The organism is Microcoleus sp. MON2_D5 (assembly GCF_036701905.1).
Classification (GTDB): domain Bacteria; phylum Cyanobacteriota; class Cyanobacteriia; order Cyanobacteriales; family Microcoleaceae; genus Microcoleus.
The window spans coordinates 17,148-32,887 of the sequence record NZ_JAUBRM010000005.1 but is presented as its reverse complement, the minus strand read 5'-3'; the positions used below and the strand labels follow the sequence as shown (position 1 = coordinate 32,887).

At 46.6% G+C, this 15,740-nt stretch carries 11 protein-coding genes and 1 pseudogene; 7 read left to right on the top strand and 5 right to left on the bottom strand.

The genetic code is table 11. From position 1 onward, the window contains the following. Positions 1–57: 57 nt before the first annotated feature. Both QUA47_RS02965 and QUA47_RS02960 read right to left on the bottom strand, forming a co-directional pair. Entirely contained in the window at positions 58–3,153 is a 3,096-nt protein-coding gene (locus QUA47_RS02965; RefSeq protein WP_445302477.1) for an ABC transporter transmembrane domain-containing protein, read from the bottom strand. 661 nt (positions 3,154–3,814) lie between these two features. Then, positions 3,815–5,019, bottom strand: a pseudogene (locus QUA47_RS02960) (ISAs1 family transposase). A 386-nt stretch (positions 5,020–5,405) separates the two neighbouring features. Between QUA47_RS02960 and QUA47_RS02955 the strand changes: the two are divergent. The 3 genes from QUA47_RS02955 to QUA47_RS02945 all read left to right on the top strand — a co-directional run bounded on the left by QUA47_RS02955 (position 5,406) and on the right by QUA47_RS02945 (position 7,242). Further along, positions 5,406–5,588 (top strand): hypothetical protein, encoded by a 183-nt coding sequence (locus QUA47_RS02955; RefSeq protein WP_333429653.1) that lies wholly within the window; start codon positions 5,406–5,408, stop codon positions 5,586–5,588. A 78-nt stretch (positions 5,589–5,666) separates the two neighbouring features. Then, positions 5,667–6,758, top strand: a complete 1,092-nt coding sequence (locus QUA47_RS02950; RefSeq protein ID WP_333429652.1) for a hypothetical protein — start codon at positions 5,667–5,669, stop codon at positions 6,756–6,758. A 172-nt stretch (positions 6,759–6,930) separates the two neighbouring features. Continuing rightward, a complete protein-coding gene (locus tag QUA47_RS02945) occupies positions 6,931–7,242 on the top strand; it encodes a UPF0175 family protein (protein ID WP_333429651.1) in 312 nt (103 codons plus the stop codon). A 2-nt stretch (positions 7,243–7,244) separates the two neighbouring features. On the opposite strand, the gene QUA47_RS02940 is transcribed toward QUA47_RS02945, so the two are convergent. Further along, positions 7,245–8,294 carry a leucine-rich repeat domain-containing protein gene (locus tag QUA47_RS02940; RefSeq protein ID WP_333429650.1) on the bottom strand — a complete coding sequence of 350 codons (1,050 nt, stop codon included), beginning with the start codon at positions 8,292–8,294 and terminating at the stop codon, positions 7,245–7,247. Positions 8,295–8,492: 198 nt separating this feature from the next. Continuing rightward, positions 8,493–9,572, bottom strand: coding sequence for a leucine-rich repeat domain-containing protein (locus QUA47_RS02935; protein ID WP_333429649.1), 1,080 nt, complete (start codon positions 9,570–9,572; stop codon positions 8,493–8,495). A 135-nt stretch (positions 9,573–9,707) separates the two neighbouring features. Between QUA47_RS02935 and QUA47_RS02930 the strand changes: the two genes are divergently transcribed. The 4 genes from QUA47_RS02930 (at position 9,708) to QUA47_RS02915 (ending at position 14,025) form a co-directional block, all read left to right on the top strand. Continuing rightward, positions 9,708–11,657: a long-chain fatty acid--CoA ligase gene (locus tag QUA47_RS02930; protein WP_333429648.1), complete on the top strand. Its 1,950-nt coding sequence runs from the start codon at positions 9,708–9,710 to the stop codon at positions 11,655–11,657. 151 nt (positions 11,658–11,808) lie between these two features. Then, positions 11,809–12,249 carry a YlqD family protein gene (locus QUA47_RS02925; RefSeq protein ID WP_333138001.1) on the top strand — a complete coding sequence of 147 codons (441 nt, stop codon included), beginning with the start codon at positions 11,809–11,811 and terminating at the stop codon, positions 12,247–12,249. Between the two features lie 173 nt (positions 12,250–12,422). After that, a complete protein-coding gene (locus QUA47_RS02920; RefSeq protein ID WP_333429723.1) occupies positions 12,423–13,730 on the top strand; it encodes a dihydrolipoamide acetyltransferase family protein in 1,308 nt (435 codons plus the stop codon). 166 nt (positions 13,731–13,896) lie between these two features. After that, positions 13,897–14,025 (top strand): four helix bundle protein, encoded by a 129-nt coding sequence (locus QUA47_RS02915; protein ID WP_333429647.1) that lies wholly within the window; start codon positions 13,897–13,899, stop codon positions 14,023–14,025. A 224-nt stretch (positions 14,026–14,249) separates the two neighbouring features. On the opposite strand, the gene QUA47_RS02910 is transcribed toward QUA47_RS02915, so the two are convergent. Next, positions 14,250–15,722: a DUF3370 domain-containing protein gene (locus QUA47_RS02910; protein ID WP_333429646.1), complete on the bottom strand. Its 1,473-nt coding sequence runs from the start codon at positions 15,720–15,722 to the stop codon at positions 14,250–14,252. Between the last annotated feature and the right edge of the window lie 18 nt (positions 15,723–15,740).

Below are 15,740 nucleotides of genomic sequence, written 5' to 3'. Positions count from 1 at the left end.
CTAATGACTAATGACCAATGACTAATAACTAATAACTAATGACTAATGACTAATGACTTAAATATCGAGTTGTTGCTGAGCGAGGTGATAGTAAAGTCCGCGTTCAGCCATCAATTCGTCGTGGTTGCCTTGTTCGGCTAAAATGCCTTTGTCTAGAACCAAAATTCGATCGGCATTACGCACCGTAGACAACCGATGAGCGATAATAAACGCAGTGCGATCGCGACTAATGCGGGCGAGATTTTGCTGAAACCTGCGCTCAGATTCGGTATCCAGCGAAGAAGTTGCTTCATCCAAAACCAAAATCCGGGGATCGCCCAAAAGAGCGCGGGCGATCGCAATTCGCTGCCGCTGGCCCCCAGACAAACTCGTTCCCCTTTCCCCCACAGGAGTTTGATAACCCAGGGGCATATCTTGAATAAAAGCGTGAGCTTCTGCTAGCTTCGCCACTTCTATCGCCTCTTCCAAGCTTGCAGAAGCAGCATCGTTTCCGTTTTTATACAGCGTAATATTTTCCAAAATCGTTCCCGAAAACAAGAAACAATCTTGAGGAACAACACCCAACTGAACTCGCAGCGACTGCAAAGAAATGTGCCGAATATCGTGGCCGTCAATTGTCAGCCGCCCCTTTTCTGGATAATAGAAACCTTGCAGCAGCTTCACCAAAGTGCTCTTACCCGAACCGCTGCGGCCGACAATTGCCACCGTTTCTCCAGCTTGCACCTCAAAGCAAAGATTTTGCAGCGTATTGCGTTCCTCATCCTGAGCATAACGGAAAGAAACATTGTCAAACTTGACGTTTCCCTGAATGCGAGGCAGCACCAACATTGGCTTGTAAGGGCTTTCTTCAGGTTGGGCAGAGAATACATCATCCAAACGCTCGATCGAAACGAGCACTTCTTGAAACTCATCCCAAAGTCCCACCACTGAAAGCACAGGAGAAATCACGCTCCCAATCATCATATTAAAAGCCACAAATTGACCGATCGTCAAATCATCTTGAATCACCAGCATTGCCCCGTACCACAGCAAAGCCGTGCTCCCCAAAGTATTAATCCCACCCCCGATCACCTGCAAAGAATTAGCCAACTTCTGCCCGCGAAATTTAGCATTAATCATGGAGGTTAATTGGTCTTCCCAGCGCCAGCGCATTTCTCGCTCAGCAGCAGTTGCCTTAACCGTCGCCACCCCAGTAATCATTTCCACCAAAGATGAATTTTGCTTGGCACTTTCGGTAAACACCTCCCGGGACACTTTTCGCAGAAAGGGAGTTGCGACTAAAGTCAAAATCACGATCGGCGGAATCAACGCCAGCACCAACAAAGCCAGACGCCAGTTATAGTAAACCATCAGTCCGATGTAAACTACAGCCATCAAAGCATCCAACCAAGCCGTAATAGCTTGGCGAGTCAAAAATGCCTGAATTTTTTGATTTTCCTGAACCCGCGTCAAGATATCGCCCACCTGACGAGATTCAAAAAACTTGATCGGTAAACTGAGAGTGTGACTGATAAAGCCGCTAATTAAAGTCAGGTCAATGCGGTTCGACAAATAATCCAGCAAATACTGTCTCGTTGCACCCAACAGCGTTCGCCAAACACTAAACAGCAGCAGTCCGATCGCAAAAACGTGCAGAGTTACTATGCTTTTGCTGACAACTACTTGGTCGAGAATTACTTGGGTAAATAGGGGAGTAACTAGACCAAATATTTGGAGCAACAAGGAGAGGATCAGAATTTGGGCGATCGCAGCGCGGTAGGGCCAGACTATGCCAACAAAATTTTTAAGTTTGATTCCTTGATGTTCGGCACTATGGTTGCGGTAGAGTTCCGCTGTCGGGTCTAAAATTAGGGCGTACCCAGTCCAATTTTCGGTAAAAGTTTTAATGCTCATCCACCGCTTGCCAGCCGCCGGATCAGCCACTAAAACCTCTTGATTTTTAAAGCGGTAAACTGCCACGTAGTGATTGCCTTGCCAGTGAGCAATCCAGGGATTTTGATTTCGCAGCGGAGTTAAAGAAGCTCGCACGGGACGGGTTTGAAATCCCATCCTTTCCCCTGCTTTTGCCAGACTCTTGAGCGACGCGCCGCTGCGGCCGATTTCGGCCAATTCGCGCAAGTAATTCAGGCTGAATTTTTTACCCCAATATTCGCTAATCATCGCTAAGCAAGTAGCTCCACAATCTGCTGCGCTCTGTTGTTGAATGAAGGGGTGTCTGCTGCTCAACCAGCGCCGCTGCTTGGGTTTGGGGAAGCTGATGATTCCGGTTGCGGGTTTTTGCTGAGGAACTGCGGTTAATTTTGAGGGCTCGGTTTGTGAGGTAGATCGGGCATCTTGGGGCAGCGTTACTAAGCTTAAAATTGGAGGTTTGCGGATGATTTTAGGGCGGGAATTGCTTTCGGAACTAATTGTGGCTTTGGCAATTTCCCACTCTTCGCTGCTAAGCTGGTAAATTAGCAGGTCTGTTACCGCTATCCAGTCGCTCTTTACGTCCGAATGTTCCCAGTTAGTGCCGATCAGTGGCGGTGCTTGACCTTGAATTTGACCGCTGCGGAGCCAAAAATAATTTGTAGATTTTTGGCAATGCTCAGCGAGGGAAACTCCGGCAGGAATTCGGCTTTCTTCTATGTAAGGAAGTAAGTGCGGCCACAGAAGCTGTTGTTGGTGGGGAGGGAGCGATCGCAAATCTGTTTGTGTCTTGAAAAATATTAACCGCTGTCGCTCTTGAAATTCTTGCTGCAAGTGCTGTTGCAGTTGCGGGAATTCTTCTAAAATAAGCTGCATTGTTGTGGCCGCAATTCGAGCGATTTGGCAAGTGCCGGCCGCAATTGCTCTGTAAGGCAGTCCGCTTTCAATAAATAGGTTATCTGTCCCAAATATTGCTCCGACTTCCAGTACCACCGCCGAAATCTCCTGCTGTTGAGACGCTTCTACCGCTAGCAGCCTGACTCTTCCCTCGCAAACTAAATAAAAATTGCGATCGCTCTGTTCTTTTTCAACGAAATTGTTGCTATTATCTGATGTTTGATATTGAGTAATTTCATCTCCGAGCTGAAACTCGCAAATTTCACAGGCTGTATTTAATTTGGCCACTAATGTCGGTCCTGCACCGACTTCCTCGAAAATTTTCTGAATAGCCGGGAAATTTTCCATGGCTTCTCGGGTTTTAACTATGTGATTTTTAACCCCTAAATTTTTTTGCATACCTCACCCTGTCAAAAAATTGTTTCAATTTTTTTGAATTACAACTAACCCGGTTATGAGCAATTTTTATTGGTTTAGTTGCAATTTAGTTGGCTTAAAAACTGTTTGTCGATATTTCCGACTAACCCCCCTTAGTTACGCCATCCCTTCAACGCCTTTAGGATATATAAAATTGCGTTTTTTCAGGATTTTGTGGTGATTACGTAAGTTTGGTTTTGGCTGGCTCCCAGTTTAACTTACAAAATCGTGATTTTGGCTACCTCTAAGGGCAATCTTTACCTAATCTTTATAAATCTACCGTATTATTACGGGATAATTATGAAGATTTTGTGAAGCTGGGGAGGCCAATGTTCTGCCCGGTATACGTATATCTACGTAAAAACTTCTATTCAGGATGCAAAAAACTATCAATTTTCGGCGCTTGTTTGTGAAGTCCAGGGCCCGATCGTGGTAAATAAATATTGATTGCTGTTAGTTTGTAGCAGCAATTCAAGCAATTAATTAACCATCTAATCTGGGTATGTAACCCAGGGTAAAAGCATCTCAATCCGGCTTCACATAAGAACTCAGAGGAATCTAATGTAGAGTCAATGAAACAAGAACGGAAAACTCAAATCATATAATTGTTGTCCATACTCGTCCGCTTCATTTTTTGTCGGAGACTACTTTTGTAAGTCGGTTCGCGATTGAGGGCATTGAGAGCAATGCGCCGAAGGAGAGAAAAATTATGGGGACTGTGGAAATAGCGAATGCCGCAAGAATCTTCTGCAAAAGTACAATAAGCGTGTCCAGTGAGCCTGGTTTTCCATCCCCCAATGTTTTCGGATAGCTCCACCTAAAAGTTGAGCATCACTGTGTAAACAAGTCAGATAAAACTGAACTTCACGGGTGTTTTGATTCCAAAGATGACGCACCCGGACAACGATAACAACACTCTGAAGTCCTGCCCATAGTCGAGGCTGGTAAAGAACACCAATGGCAGCAACTGGAACAGACCAGACTTGACGAATTTCCGTGCGATAATGTCCTTTTTCAATGCGTTGTTCATAACTGACATCAACCGAATGAAAATTCTGTGCAGAAACTTGTTTAAACCATTGTTCCACCTGATTGATGGTAGAGAGTGGGGTGATTTGCCTTGAGTACCCGAACATAATCAGCTTTCTTGTCGATAATCTTTTTGGCCATCTCGCTCTGTCTCCCCATGGCATCAATGGTGATAAGAGAGCCTGAAATATCTAGTAATTCTAATAATGCTGGAAGAGCAGTAATCTCATTAGATTTATCTTCTACCTTCCTCTGTGCTACAGCTAAATTTTGTTGGCTGGCAAGGGCACTAATCACGTGTAGTGCTGATGAACTGCGATTGCGGTCGTAAGAACCCCTAATCGTCTTTCCGTCTCTGGGAATTATCTCTCCTTTCATCTTTGTAACCAGAGTTTTTACCCATTGCAAGAAACAACGATTCAATTCTTCTGGGTTGATCAACTCAAATACCCGTCGGAAGGTTTCATCTAAGGGGATTCCATTGGATAACGCCAAAAACTCTTGTAACCACTGTTGCTTGCTGAATCGGTAATTTTCTATGTTTTCCCATCCTTGCGCTCCGGCTATGACTGCGAGAATCGCAATTATCAAAATGTCTGTGAGTTGATGTTTCTTAGTCCGCTCTACTCTTGGGTCTTTGATGTCTCCAAAATCCTCCACTAAGCTCTGTTGAATAGCTCCAATGGATGCTACTTCTGTAGGCTTTCTCTGAGGAAAAAAACTTTTCTTAGCCTCGGCTGATTTAGTAGTATTAAATCCTTCCGACATAAAACTTAATTTTTTGAGTTTTTTAACGGCAGTATTGTTGTTATCACACTTATCTTGCTCTGATGTCAAGTACGTTTTTTACCAGGTCACTTAGGCTGATATTCTTTGATTTGTCAAGTTCATATTATACCAAATTAGATGAGCTTACCCTCGGTACGTAATGGATTAAAGTAAAGTGGAAAATTCTGCTGTTGATAACGGCTTTTCATTTGGGGGTGACTTCTGTGAGGGTCCCAACCCATCTGTATTGCTACCCATCACTATCCGTCTAAACCCCTATTAAAAGTATCGGTTTCTCTGCTTAACGAATTTTGTGCGATCGCAGTCAGTCTATTTGCTCTCCAAAAGCATGGAATAGTGTAGAATCCAACAACCAACTACTACAAATGCCCGGGTCTAATCCGCCAACATCTTCTGTGCCGCTGTGGCTGGAACAAGTTCTCAAACATTTTTTTTGCTATGACTCTTTGAGCCCGGGGCAGCAGGAAATTGTCGAAGCTGTTTTACAAAAACGGGAGATGATGATTGTCCTGCCGACGGGCGGTGGCAATTCTTGGTATTTTCAATAGTAGAGACTATTTATGGGAGGAAGGCTACTCTTTGGCACATCTTAGCCGTATCATCTGTTGTTTAGTTCACCCTACTTCATGCCGTTTCACCTAAGTTCGGCTCAGTCAAGGCAACTGCTAGTAATTGAGCAGCCTGCACGTTACTCATTGCGACTTCCCAAATGCCTTTTGCACAATAGCTGTAAAAGTTACGAACAGGCAGAAACAATGAAAGCTACTGGTAAGGTGTATACAATTGATTTGGCTGGAAATCAGTATCAAAGCCCTCGCTATTTGCAAAGTCGGGCCAGGATTAACTCGCTCATCGACCATTATATGTCATTGGAAGTTTTGAGCGATCGACTTTCCGATCTACCCCAGCAATTTTCCGCCCCGCATCCCCGCCCTTGGGAGCCCATAGATTGGCAAGGAATCAATCGCGACCAAATTATTGGTGTCAAGCCAGAAATATTTTTACAAATTTTGGCAAGTGCGGCAGAAATCGAAGCTCCCATCCGCAGCTACGGTAGAGAAAGTTGGTGCTATTTACAGCATATTTATCCGCAAATGGCGCGGTTTATGGGAGGAATTTTTGATGACAACGGCAACATTTTAGAGATAGGTGTCTGGGAAAAAGAAGAACGCCAACATTGCCCGACATTTAGGAAAATTTACCAGCAACTTACAGCAGAAAAACTGCAAGTTAAACCCAATTCTGTGAATGGCTGTCAATCCACAGGTGACGCTTGGCAAGATACCTACAAACACGTGATTAGTCGCCTCAGTACCGAGTGGGGAGCTACTTCTGTTTATTTATGGTTGATGGTACACTCAACAGGAGCGTTGCAACAGGCAATTTCCCAGCCTTTACAGGATGAAATCAATCATTTGGCTAAGTTTTGGGGTTTCAGCCGCTGGGCATTCTCCCAGAGTTACTTCAATCAACTGAAAGGCTCTACCAAAAACCTGATTGCTTTGCTGAAACATCATCAGATTGAACGCACGCACGGTAACGATGTGTTTAATACTTCACTCAGTCTCAAACAGATTTCTTTGGTGTTGGAATTGACTTTTACATTCACGCGAGTGATGGTGCGGCTGCGGCGCTGGAACCGCGAGCTCAGTCGCAGTTATCTCAGACATTTGTTTGGCACTGCGCCGATGGTTGATGCACCGCGCAAGGTCGCTTAAATATGATTTACGCGAGGGAGCAATTTTTACACTATTTGTGGGGATAAGGTGGGGTGTGCTTCGCCCTACAGATAGTGTCTGTGGGTAAGTCCTGTTAACAACATTAAACCCGAATTGCAAAATTAAACGATCGCACTTCAGAGACAATCCAAATTAAAAGGTAGTATAAATCATGCAAATTACGATCACCCTTCCCGACAATCTCCCCCTAACTGAAGCCGATGTGCGAATAGAATTGGCGCTCGTACTTTATCAACAACACAGCCTCAGTTTAGATAAAGTCGCTCAACTCGCTAAAATTTCAGCGGACGATTTCTACCAAATATTAATCGATCGCAATATCGTCACCCCGCCTGCAGATCCCGATGACGAACCGGCCGAACTCATACTAGCGAGCCTCCGCAACTCTATGCCGCAAGTTAAAGAAGGCACATTGCATCCTATTTCTGAACTGTGGGAGGGCATTGTAAAGCTTTATGGTTGAATTTATGGTTCCCACTCACAGATAGACTCTCGCGAAAGAGGGCAAGTTTTGGGAGCGATCTCATTGCCGCTGAGGTCGAGCACAGTCAGTTTAGTCAAGGATGCTAGCGGTTTGATATCGCCGATCACATTGTTGTGGCTGAGGTCGAGCCTAGTCAGGTTAGTCAAGGATGCTAGCGGTTTGATGTCCCCGATCACATTGCCGCTGAGGTCGAGCCTAGTCAGGTTAGTCAAGGATGCTAGCGGTTTGATGTCCCCGATCTGATTGTCCAAGAGCTCGAGCGAACGTAGGTTAGTCAAGGATGCTAGCGGTTTGATGTCCCCGATCCGATTGTCGCTGAGGTCGAGCAAAGTCAGGTTAGTCAAGGATGCTAGCGGTTTGATATCGCCTATCTGATTGTCGAAGAGGAAGAGCGAACGTAGGTTAGTCAAGGATGCTAGCGGTTTGATGTCGCGGATCTGATTGTCGCGGAGGTCGAGCAAAGTCAGGTTAGTCAAGGATGCTAACGGTTTGATATCGCCTATCTGATTGTCGCTGAGGAAGAGCAAAGTCAGGTTAGTCAAGGATGCTAGCGGTTTGATATCGCCGATCTGATTGTCGTTGAGGAATAGCCCAGTCAGGTTAGTCAAGGATGCTAGCGGTTTGATGTCGTCGATTGGATTTTCGCTGAGGTCGAGCCTAGTCAGGTTAGTCAAAGATGCTAGCGGTTTGATGTCGCGGATCTGATTGCTGCTGAGGAAGAGCATAGTCAGGTTAGTCAAGGATGCTAGCGGTTTGATATCGCCGATCTGATTGTCGAAGAGGTCGAGCTTCGTGAGACTAGAAAGTTTCCGATCGGCGGCATCGCAATCATTAGTCCCTGCTTCCTTCAACAACAGGTCAACAGTATGTTTGGTTTCTGGACTCAAATCAGCTTTTTGGCGGCACCAATCCGCAAATGTTCGCTTGCTGTTTCCCAGTTGCGGCTCTGCTGCCCGCGCCGATAGTTCATTTCCAGATAATGCTAGGACGATCGCGCTCCAAATAACTACTCTTAATATCGATAAAATCATATCTTTTTCCAACGATAAGCGTCACATATTTTACGTAAAATTAAGGATACTATAAATTATGCAAATTACGATCGACCTTCCCGACAATCTCCCCCTAACAGAAGCTGATGTGCGAATAGAATTGGCGAGCGAACTTTATCAGCAGCACAGCGATCGCGACTGAAATATTGAAGTGCGATCGGGCGTCATGTTCAAGTTTTATGGTTTAGCTTGTGGTTCCCACTTACAGATAGACTCTGGCTTGAGAGGACAAGTCTTGGGTGCGATCGGATTTCCGCTGAGATGGAGTTCTCTCAGGTTAGTCAAGGATTCCAACGGTTTGATGTCGCTGATTTGACTGTTGGCGAGGATGAGCCAGCTAAGGTTAGTTAAGGATTCTAGCGGTTTGATGTCGCTGATAGGATTCTCGCTAAGGGAGAGCAATCTCAGGTTAGTCAAGGATTCTAGCGGTTTGATGTCGTTGATTTGATTGTTGTCGAGGGTGAGCCAACCAAGGTTAGTCAAGGATTCTAGTGCTTTGATGTTGTTGATTTGATTGTTGTCGAGGGTGAGCCGAGTCAGGTTAGTCAAGGATTCTAGCGGTTTGATGTCGATGATTTGATTGTTGGCGAGGCTGAGCAACTCAAGGTTAGTCAAGGATTCTAGCGGTTTGATGTCGTTGATTTGATTGTTGTCGAGGGTGAGCCAAGCAAGGTTAGTCAAGGATTCTAGCGGTTTGATGTCGTTGATTTGATTGTTGGCAATGCCGATCACAGTCAGGTTAGTCAAGGATTCTAGCGGTTTGATGTCACTTATTTGATTGTTGGCAATGCCGATCAGAGTCAGGTTTGTCAAGGATGCTAGTGGTTTGATGTCGCTGATTTGATTGTTGTCGAGCCAGACCCAAGTCAGTTTAGTCAAGGATTCTAGCGGTTTGATGTCGCTGATTTGATTGCTCAGGAGGATGAGCCGAGTCAGGTTAGTCAAGGATTCTAGCGGTTTGATGTTGCTGATTTTATTGTCAATGAGTCTGAGTGCCGTGAGACTCGAAAGTTTCCGATCTGCCGCCTCGCACTCATTAGTCTCTGCTTTCTTCAACAGCACATCAACAGTATGTTTAAGTTCAGGACTCAAATCAGCTTTTTGGCGGCACCAATCCGCAAATGTTCTGTTTCCCGATCGCACTTCTGCGGCTTTCACAGAAAGTACATTTCCAGATAATGCTACGATCGCACTTAAAGCAATTACTATCAACCTTGATAAATTCATGTATTTCTGTGCAACTATAACTGTCATCATTTTGTATCTCTAATTATCTAAATAGACAACGGCAGGTTGACAAACTGTCACGACAATGCCACAAAGTTGTAAAATACCTGTGATATTAAACTTATACTGAATAATTTTATCTCCGAAAACTCAGGAAAATACCCTATGAACGGCCCAGCATCTTACACATCATCTCAAATCACCGATCGCGATCGCGCTAACCTCAGCCGCCTGATCGATTACAGTTCCATTCAATCGATACCCGAAATTTGGGCGATCGTCAAACAACAATTCGGTCAAACCGTCGCCCTCCACGACCCCCACACCCAGCCCGAAATCAAACTCACCTACACCGACCTCTACCAACAAATCCAGCAATTCGCCGCCGGCCTCCAAGCCCTCGGCATCGAACCGAATCCCGGAGAAGCCGTCCCTCCCCGCGTCGCCCTCTTCGCCGACAACAGCCCCCGCTGGCTGATAGCCGACCAAGGTATCATGATGGCCGGGGCAGCCAACGCCGTTCGAGGCGCCACCGCCGACCCGGAAGAACTTTTGTACATCATCCAAGACAGCGGCAGCACCGCCTTGGTAGTCGAAAACCGGGCATTACTCAAAAAACTGCAACACCGCCTCCCGGATTTGCCCATCCAACTCATCGTCCTCCTCTCCGACGAAGAACCGGAAACCAGCCAAACCCTAAGCACAGTCAAATTTTCCCAAGTCATGACCACAGGGGCAAACCGCCCCCTCAAACCCACCAACCACAAGCCTCAAACCCTCGCCACCCTCCTCTACACCAGCGGCACCACCGGCAAACCCAAAGGCGTCATGCTGACTCACGGGAACCTGCTGCACCAACTCACCACCTTGGGCACAGTTCTCCAGCCCGAAGCCGGCGAATCTGCCCTCAGCATTCTGCCTAGTTGGCACGCCTACGAACGCAGCGTCGAATACTTCTTGCTTTCCCAAGGATGCACGCAAATTTACACCAATATTCGCTATTTCAAACAAGACTTTAAAACTTACAAACCCCAGTACATGGTCAGCGTTCCGCGCATCTGGGAATCGATTTACGAGGCTGTACAAAAGCAATTTCGGGAACAGCCACCTAACAAACAAAAATTGGTGGATTTCCTGTTATCTGCCAGCCAGCAATACATAGAAGCCCGCCGCATTTGCCAAGGATTAACTCTCAGTTTGAAACCGGCTTCTGCTTCCGAAAAACTAATCGCCCGCACCAAAAGCATTGTGTTGTCGCCCGTGCACGCCCTCGCCGAAAAATTGGTTTACCAAAAAGTCAGGCAAGCTACAGGGGGACGCTTAAAATGGGCGATTAGCGGCGGCGGTTCTTTGGCCGCGCATATAGACAATTTCTTTGAAATAGCGAATATCGGTTTATTAGTGGGATATGGTTTAACGGAAACGTCCCCGGTTTTAACCGTCCGCCGCCCTTGGCACAATCTTAAAGGTTCCGCTGGACAGCCTCTAGCCCATACGGAAATTAAAATAGTAGACCCAGAAACCAGACAGCAACTCTCAAAAGGCCAGCGCGGTTTAGTATTGGCGCGGGGGCCGCAAATTATGCAGGGCTACTATCTTAATCCCCAAGCGACTGCCAAAGCCATAGACCCCGAAGGCTGGTTCGACACCGGCGATTTGGGCTGGCTGACACCGGGAAACGACTTAATCTTGACCGGGCGGGCCAAAGATACGATCGTCCTCAGCAACGGCGAAAACATCGAACCCCAACCCATAGAAGACGCCTGCCTCCGCAGCCCCTACATCGACCAAATTATGCTAGTAGGTCAAGACCAGAGATCCGTCGGCGCCTTAATTGTCCCCAATGCAGAAGCTGTGCAGAAATGGGCAGAAACTCAAAATCCCCCTTTACACGAAATTGACTGGAATAGCAAGACAATTCAAGATTTATTCCGCAAAGAATTGAACCGAGAGGTGCAAAATCGCCCTGGATACCGCGCGGACGATCGCATCGGCCCGTTCCGGTTGATTCAGGAGCCATTTTCGATGGAAAATGGAATGTTGACCCAGACCCTTAAAATTAAGCGCCCGGTTGTGACGGAACACTACCGCGATATGATTGACGGGATGTTTTGAAATATTCGCAGGACTTGGGGAATGGAAAAGAAAAAATTATCCCAACACCCGAGTCCCGAGTCCGAGTCCTCAGTCCTGGGCCATTAGTTCATGTTTACCAACTAATGACTCATGACTAATGCCTAATTCCTAATTGACAAGCAACAACTTTATGGAACCACAATTACTCTTGAAACGGTCGATTAACGTTAAAGTCGTCGTTACTCCCCGCTGGAAAGAAGAAGCTCAACAGCAACTCCAAGCCCAAATCAACCAAATAGACTCTCAGCTACAACAGTTAGAAATGCAAGGGCAGCGGATGATTTCAGAAATCAAACAGCAAAATCTACAGCCCCCAGGCCCGCAAGTACAGCAGCAAATAGAAAACATTCAAGTGCAGGTGAATCAAAGAAAAAGCGAACTGCTAGAACAGAAAAACCAAAACCTGCAACAGCTTCAGCAAGTGCAGGTGCTAGACCTGGAACAAGAAGTGAGTCAAGGTCAAATTGACGGCACATTCACTGTCGGGCTGGGAGAAAACTTGATTCAAAAAATGCAAGTAGAAATTCTCCTCCGAGACGGCATAGTCGAAGAAATTAGAGGTGATATTTAGAAATTGGTAAGTGGTAATTGGCGATCGGTAATTGGCAATTGATTGTGAGTCAACAGTCACACATCAAGAATGCGAGAGACTGGCATAATAATAAGTATTGCCCGTGGCCGATCGCCAATGATCAATTGCCAAATACCGATTACCTATTACCAACACACAAGGACTTTTTACAGATGATTCGCGAAGTTTTCATGCCAGCCCTGAGCTCGACAATGACAGAGGGCAAAATTGTTTCCTGGGTCAAATCCGCCGGAGACAAAGTAGAAAAAGGCGAAACGGTGGTAGTCGTTGAATCCGACAAAGCCGACATGGACGTGGAGTCTTTCTACGAAGGCTATTTAGCAATAATTATCGTACCTGCGGGCGAAGTTGCTCCGGTGGGAGCAGCAATCGCCCTGGTAGCAGAAACGGAAGCCGAAATCGCCACAGCTCAGCAGCAAGGAGCCGGCGCCCCAAGCGCAGCAGCAGCCCCCGCTCCCAGCCCCGCTCCTGCCAGCGCACCTACAACATCAGTAGGTTTGCAGCAAAATGTCAGTCGCCAAAACGGCCGCAGCGTCGTTTCTCCCCGCGCTCGCAAGTTAGCCAAAGAATTTAAAGTAGATTTGAATTCTATCAAAGGCAGCGGGCCCAACGGTCGCATTGTCGCAGAGGATGTGGAAGCAGCAGCCGGCAAAGCCCAACCCGCTCCGGTTCAGCAACCCGTAACAGTCCCCGCAGCACCCGCACCCGCAGCACCCGCAGCACCCGCAGCGCCCGCCCCCGCAGCAGCCAAACCCGCACCCACACCAGTCCCGGCGGTGGCACTTTCTGGTCAAACAGTACCGATGAACGCGCTGCAAAATGCGGTGGTGCGGAATATGGAAGCAAGTTTGAGCGTGCCGTCTTTCCGCGTCGGTTACACAATTACTACTGATAATCTGGACAAACTCTACAAACAAATTAAGTCGAAGGGCGTTACGATGACGGCTATGCTGGCGAAGGCTGTAGCAGTAACATTACAAAAACATCCTCTGCTGAATGCTTCTTATGTGGAGTCGGCGATTCAATACCGTGCTGATATTAATGTGGCGGTAGCTGTGGCGATGGACGGCGGCGGTTTGATTACGCCGGTGCTGCAAAATGCCGATCGCCTCGATATTTATTCGCTCTCGCGCACCTGGAAGGATTTAGTCGATCGCGCTCGCACCAAGCAGTTGAAGCCTGATGAATACAGCACGGGAACTTTTACTCTTTCCAATTTGGGGATGTTTGGAGTAGACAAGTTTGACGCGATTTTGCCGCCGAATCAAGGCTCGATTTTGGCGATCGGTTCTTCGCGGCCGCAAGTAGTGGCTAATGAAGATGGTTTGATGGGAGTGAAGCGCCAAATGCAGGTGAATATTACTTGCGATCACCGGATTATTTACGGTGCTGATGCGGCGTCTTTCTTGCAAGATTTAGCGAAATTGATTGAGACCAATCCTCAGTCTTTGACGCTTTAATTAGTTAACTGTTGACAGTTGACTGTTGACAGTTAACTGTTGACAGTTGACTGTCAATGTTTGGCAATCAACTATTCAAATTATCTCATCTGGAAAGCTTCCAACAGCTAAGATTTTATCACTTTGCTGAAAAAATATCAAACGAAATATGGTTTATTCTTAAAAAGTGGGACGACTTTGCCAAGGATACGATGGGCAAACAAAACAAATAGTGCGATCGGCTGATAGTGTTGGTTTTAATCTTGCAGAGGGACATGGACGCTATAGCTATCAAGAGATAATCAGCGTTTTGTGAAAATTGCTCTTGGGTTCATTAAACGAACCAAGACATTGGTTGAAACTTGACGGAACTCGCAATCTTTTGACTCAAGAACAGAGCGATCGACTGCATCCGTTATTAAATGAACTTTCACCAAAACTTAATGCCTATCTTAACTCATTAAAACAAAAACCCAAAGGTTAACAGTCAACCGTCAGCAGTCAACAGTCAACCGTCAACAGTCAACCGTCAACCACCAACTAATTACTCGATCGCACTGTCAAAACTTGCGGTGGCGTCGCATCCGGCGGATACAAGAAATCCACCTGAACTAAACGGCGTTCCCCCGGCTTCATATTCACATTCACCAAAGGTTCCCCCTGCTGTCCCCTGCGCTGCACAATGTGAATGTAGCGCGTCAAAGTCTTGCCCGTATCATCATTAAACATTACCCGCACCGTACCTCGGAAAAATATCCGATTTTCGGGAGGATCGTAAAACATCAATCCCCCCAATTCTGTATTTGCTTTAATCGGTGTTTGCAATTTAATGCTAACAGATTGGGATTCACGAGATTGGTTGTAAAGCGGAAAAGTTAAGTTGTATTGAATCCCGTAATTACCGTGAGCAAAATAAGCAGTATCGGGATAGCGAGCTAACATTTTAGCGCTTTGAACTTGACCAGTTCCAAAAGTACCCGTATCAGTAGTGCTCAAAGCATAAGAAAATGACTCGCCGCGCTTGGGAATAGTTAAATAATCCGTTCTCGAATTGTCCGTAATTTTAGCTTGCCACTGGGAACCTTCAGCTACTCCTGCCACGCGGCCATAAATTTTTTGCACCGGATTTTCGCCTCTCGGAGTTGGTGCTAAATCTCTCGGCCCCGCTAAACCTTTGGTATTTAAAATATTTTCCCACTGTTCTAATGTGGGATATTGCTCGACTCCTCCTTGACTTTGAGGAGCAAACATTGCTAATGATGCTACATAAACCGAATTGCTGCTCGACATTCGCATCAAGGTCGATCGACCGTTGGAAGAAGGGGTGACATTCCCCACAGGTATCGGCAAATTCATCAGCATTCGGCTCTCATTCGCCGGAATCTCGATCGCAGCCGGCAAAATGGCTTGTCTGTATCCCCGCAGCACATCGCTCGTGATGCGGCTTCCAGGCCCCGCAAACACAGTGCCAAATCTATTTTCTAAATACGACGGCAAATCGACAAACAAGGCATCCGGCCGAGTTAAATAAGTCGCTCCTTGCAAGACATTTAAAGTAACAGGTTCGGAGTTGGGATTGTGGACAATTATTCCTTGAAATAAGGTGCGAGTTTCGGCGCGATTTTTAGCTTTGGCGATGTGGTGGGCAAAGATGTCAAATCGGCCTTTGAAGGGAAAGTTTAAGTGTGCAGAAGGTACTTGTTTTCCTTCGGGCCCAAATGTGGATAGCAAAATGCCTTCGGTTTGCACAACTTCCGGGCTGTTGCTGTTGAAAACGGGAATGCTGTCGAGTTGCCCGGGTAAAACGCGCACTTGCTGGGGCACCGTCAGGGTTTTCAGCAGGCTGCTGCTTGGCTGTGGCGGCAAATCCAGTTCGTTTTGGGGTACGGGGACTTCTGGGTCGATGATCAGTTGTTGTTGGGCGGGAGGTGCGGGGATTGTTTGAGCTAGGGGGAAAATTGGCAAAAACATTGCTGAGAGCGCGTTTAACTGAACTTGCAGAGATTGCCACATAGCAACCGACACAAAACT

Coding starts and splice junctions, on each gene's coding strand:
- QUA47_RS02935 (WP_333429649.1), bottom strand. CDS start 9,572: ATGATGACAGTTATAGTTGCACAGAAATACATGAATTTATCAAGGTTG.
- QUA47_RS02940 (WP_333429650.1), bottom strand. CDS start 8,294: ATGATTTTATCGATATTAAGAGTAGTTATTTGGAGCGCGATCGTCCTA.
- QUA47_RS02925 (WP_333138001.1), top strand. CDS start 11,809: ATGGAACCACAATTACTCTTGAAACGGTCGATTAACGTTAAAGTCGTC.
- QUA47_RS02965 (WP_445302477.1), bottom strand. CDS start 3,153: ATGGAAAATTTCCCGGCTATTCAGAAAATTTTCGAGGAAGTCGGTGCA.
- QUA47_RS02950 (WP_333429652.1), top strand. CDS start 5,667: ATGCCGTTTCACCTAAGTTCGGCTCAGTCAAGGCAACTGCTAGTAATT.
- QUA47_RS02930 (WP_333429648.1), top strand. CDS start 9,708: ATGAACGGCCCAGCATCTTACACATCATCTCAAATCACCGATCGCGAT.
- QUA47_RS02920 (WP_333429723.1), top strand. CDS start 12,423: ATGATTCGCGAAGTTTTCATGCCAGCCCTGAGCTCGACAATGACAGAG.
- QUA47_RS02955 (WP_333429653.1), top strand. CDS start 5,406: ATGCCCGGGTCTAATCCGCCAACATCTTCTGTGCCGCTGTGGCTGGAA.
- QUA47_RS02910 (WP_333429646.1), bottom strand. CDS start 15,722: ATGTGGCAATCTCTGCAAGTTCAGTTAAACGCGCTCTCAGCAATGTTT.
- QUA47_RS02945 (WP_333429651.1), top strand. CDS start 6,931: ATGCAAATTACGATCACCCTTCCCGACAATCTCCCCCTAACTGAAGCC.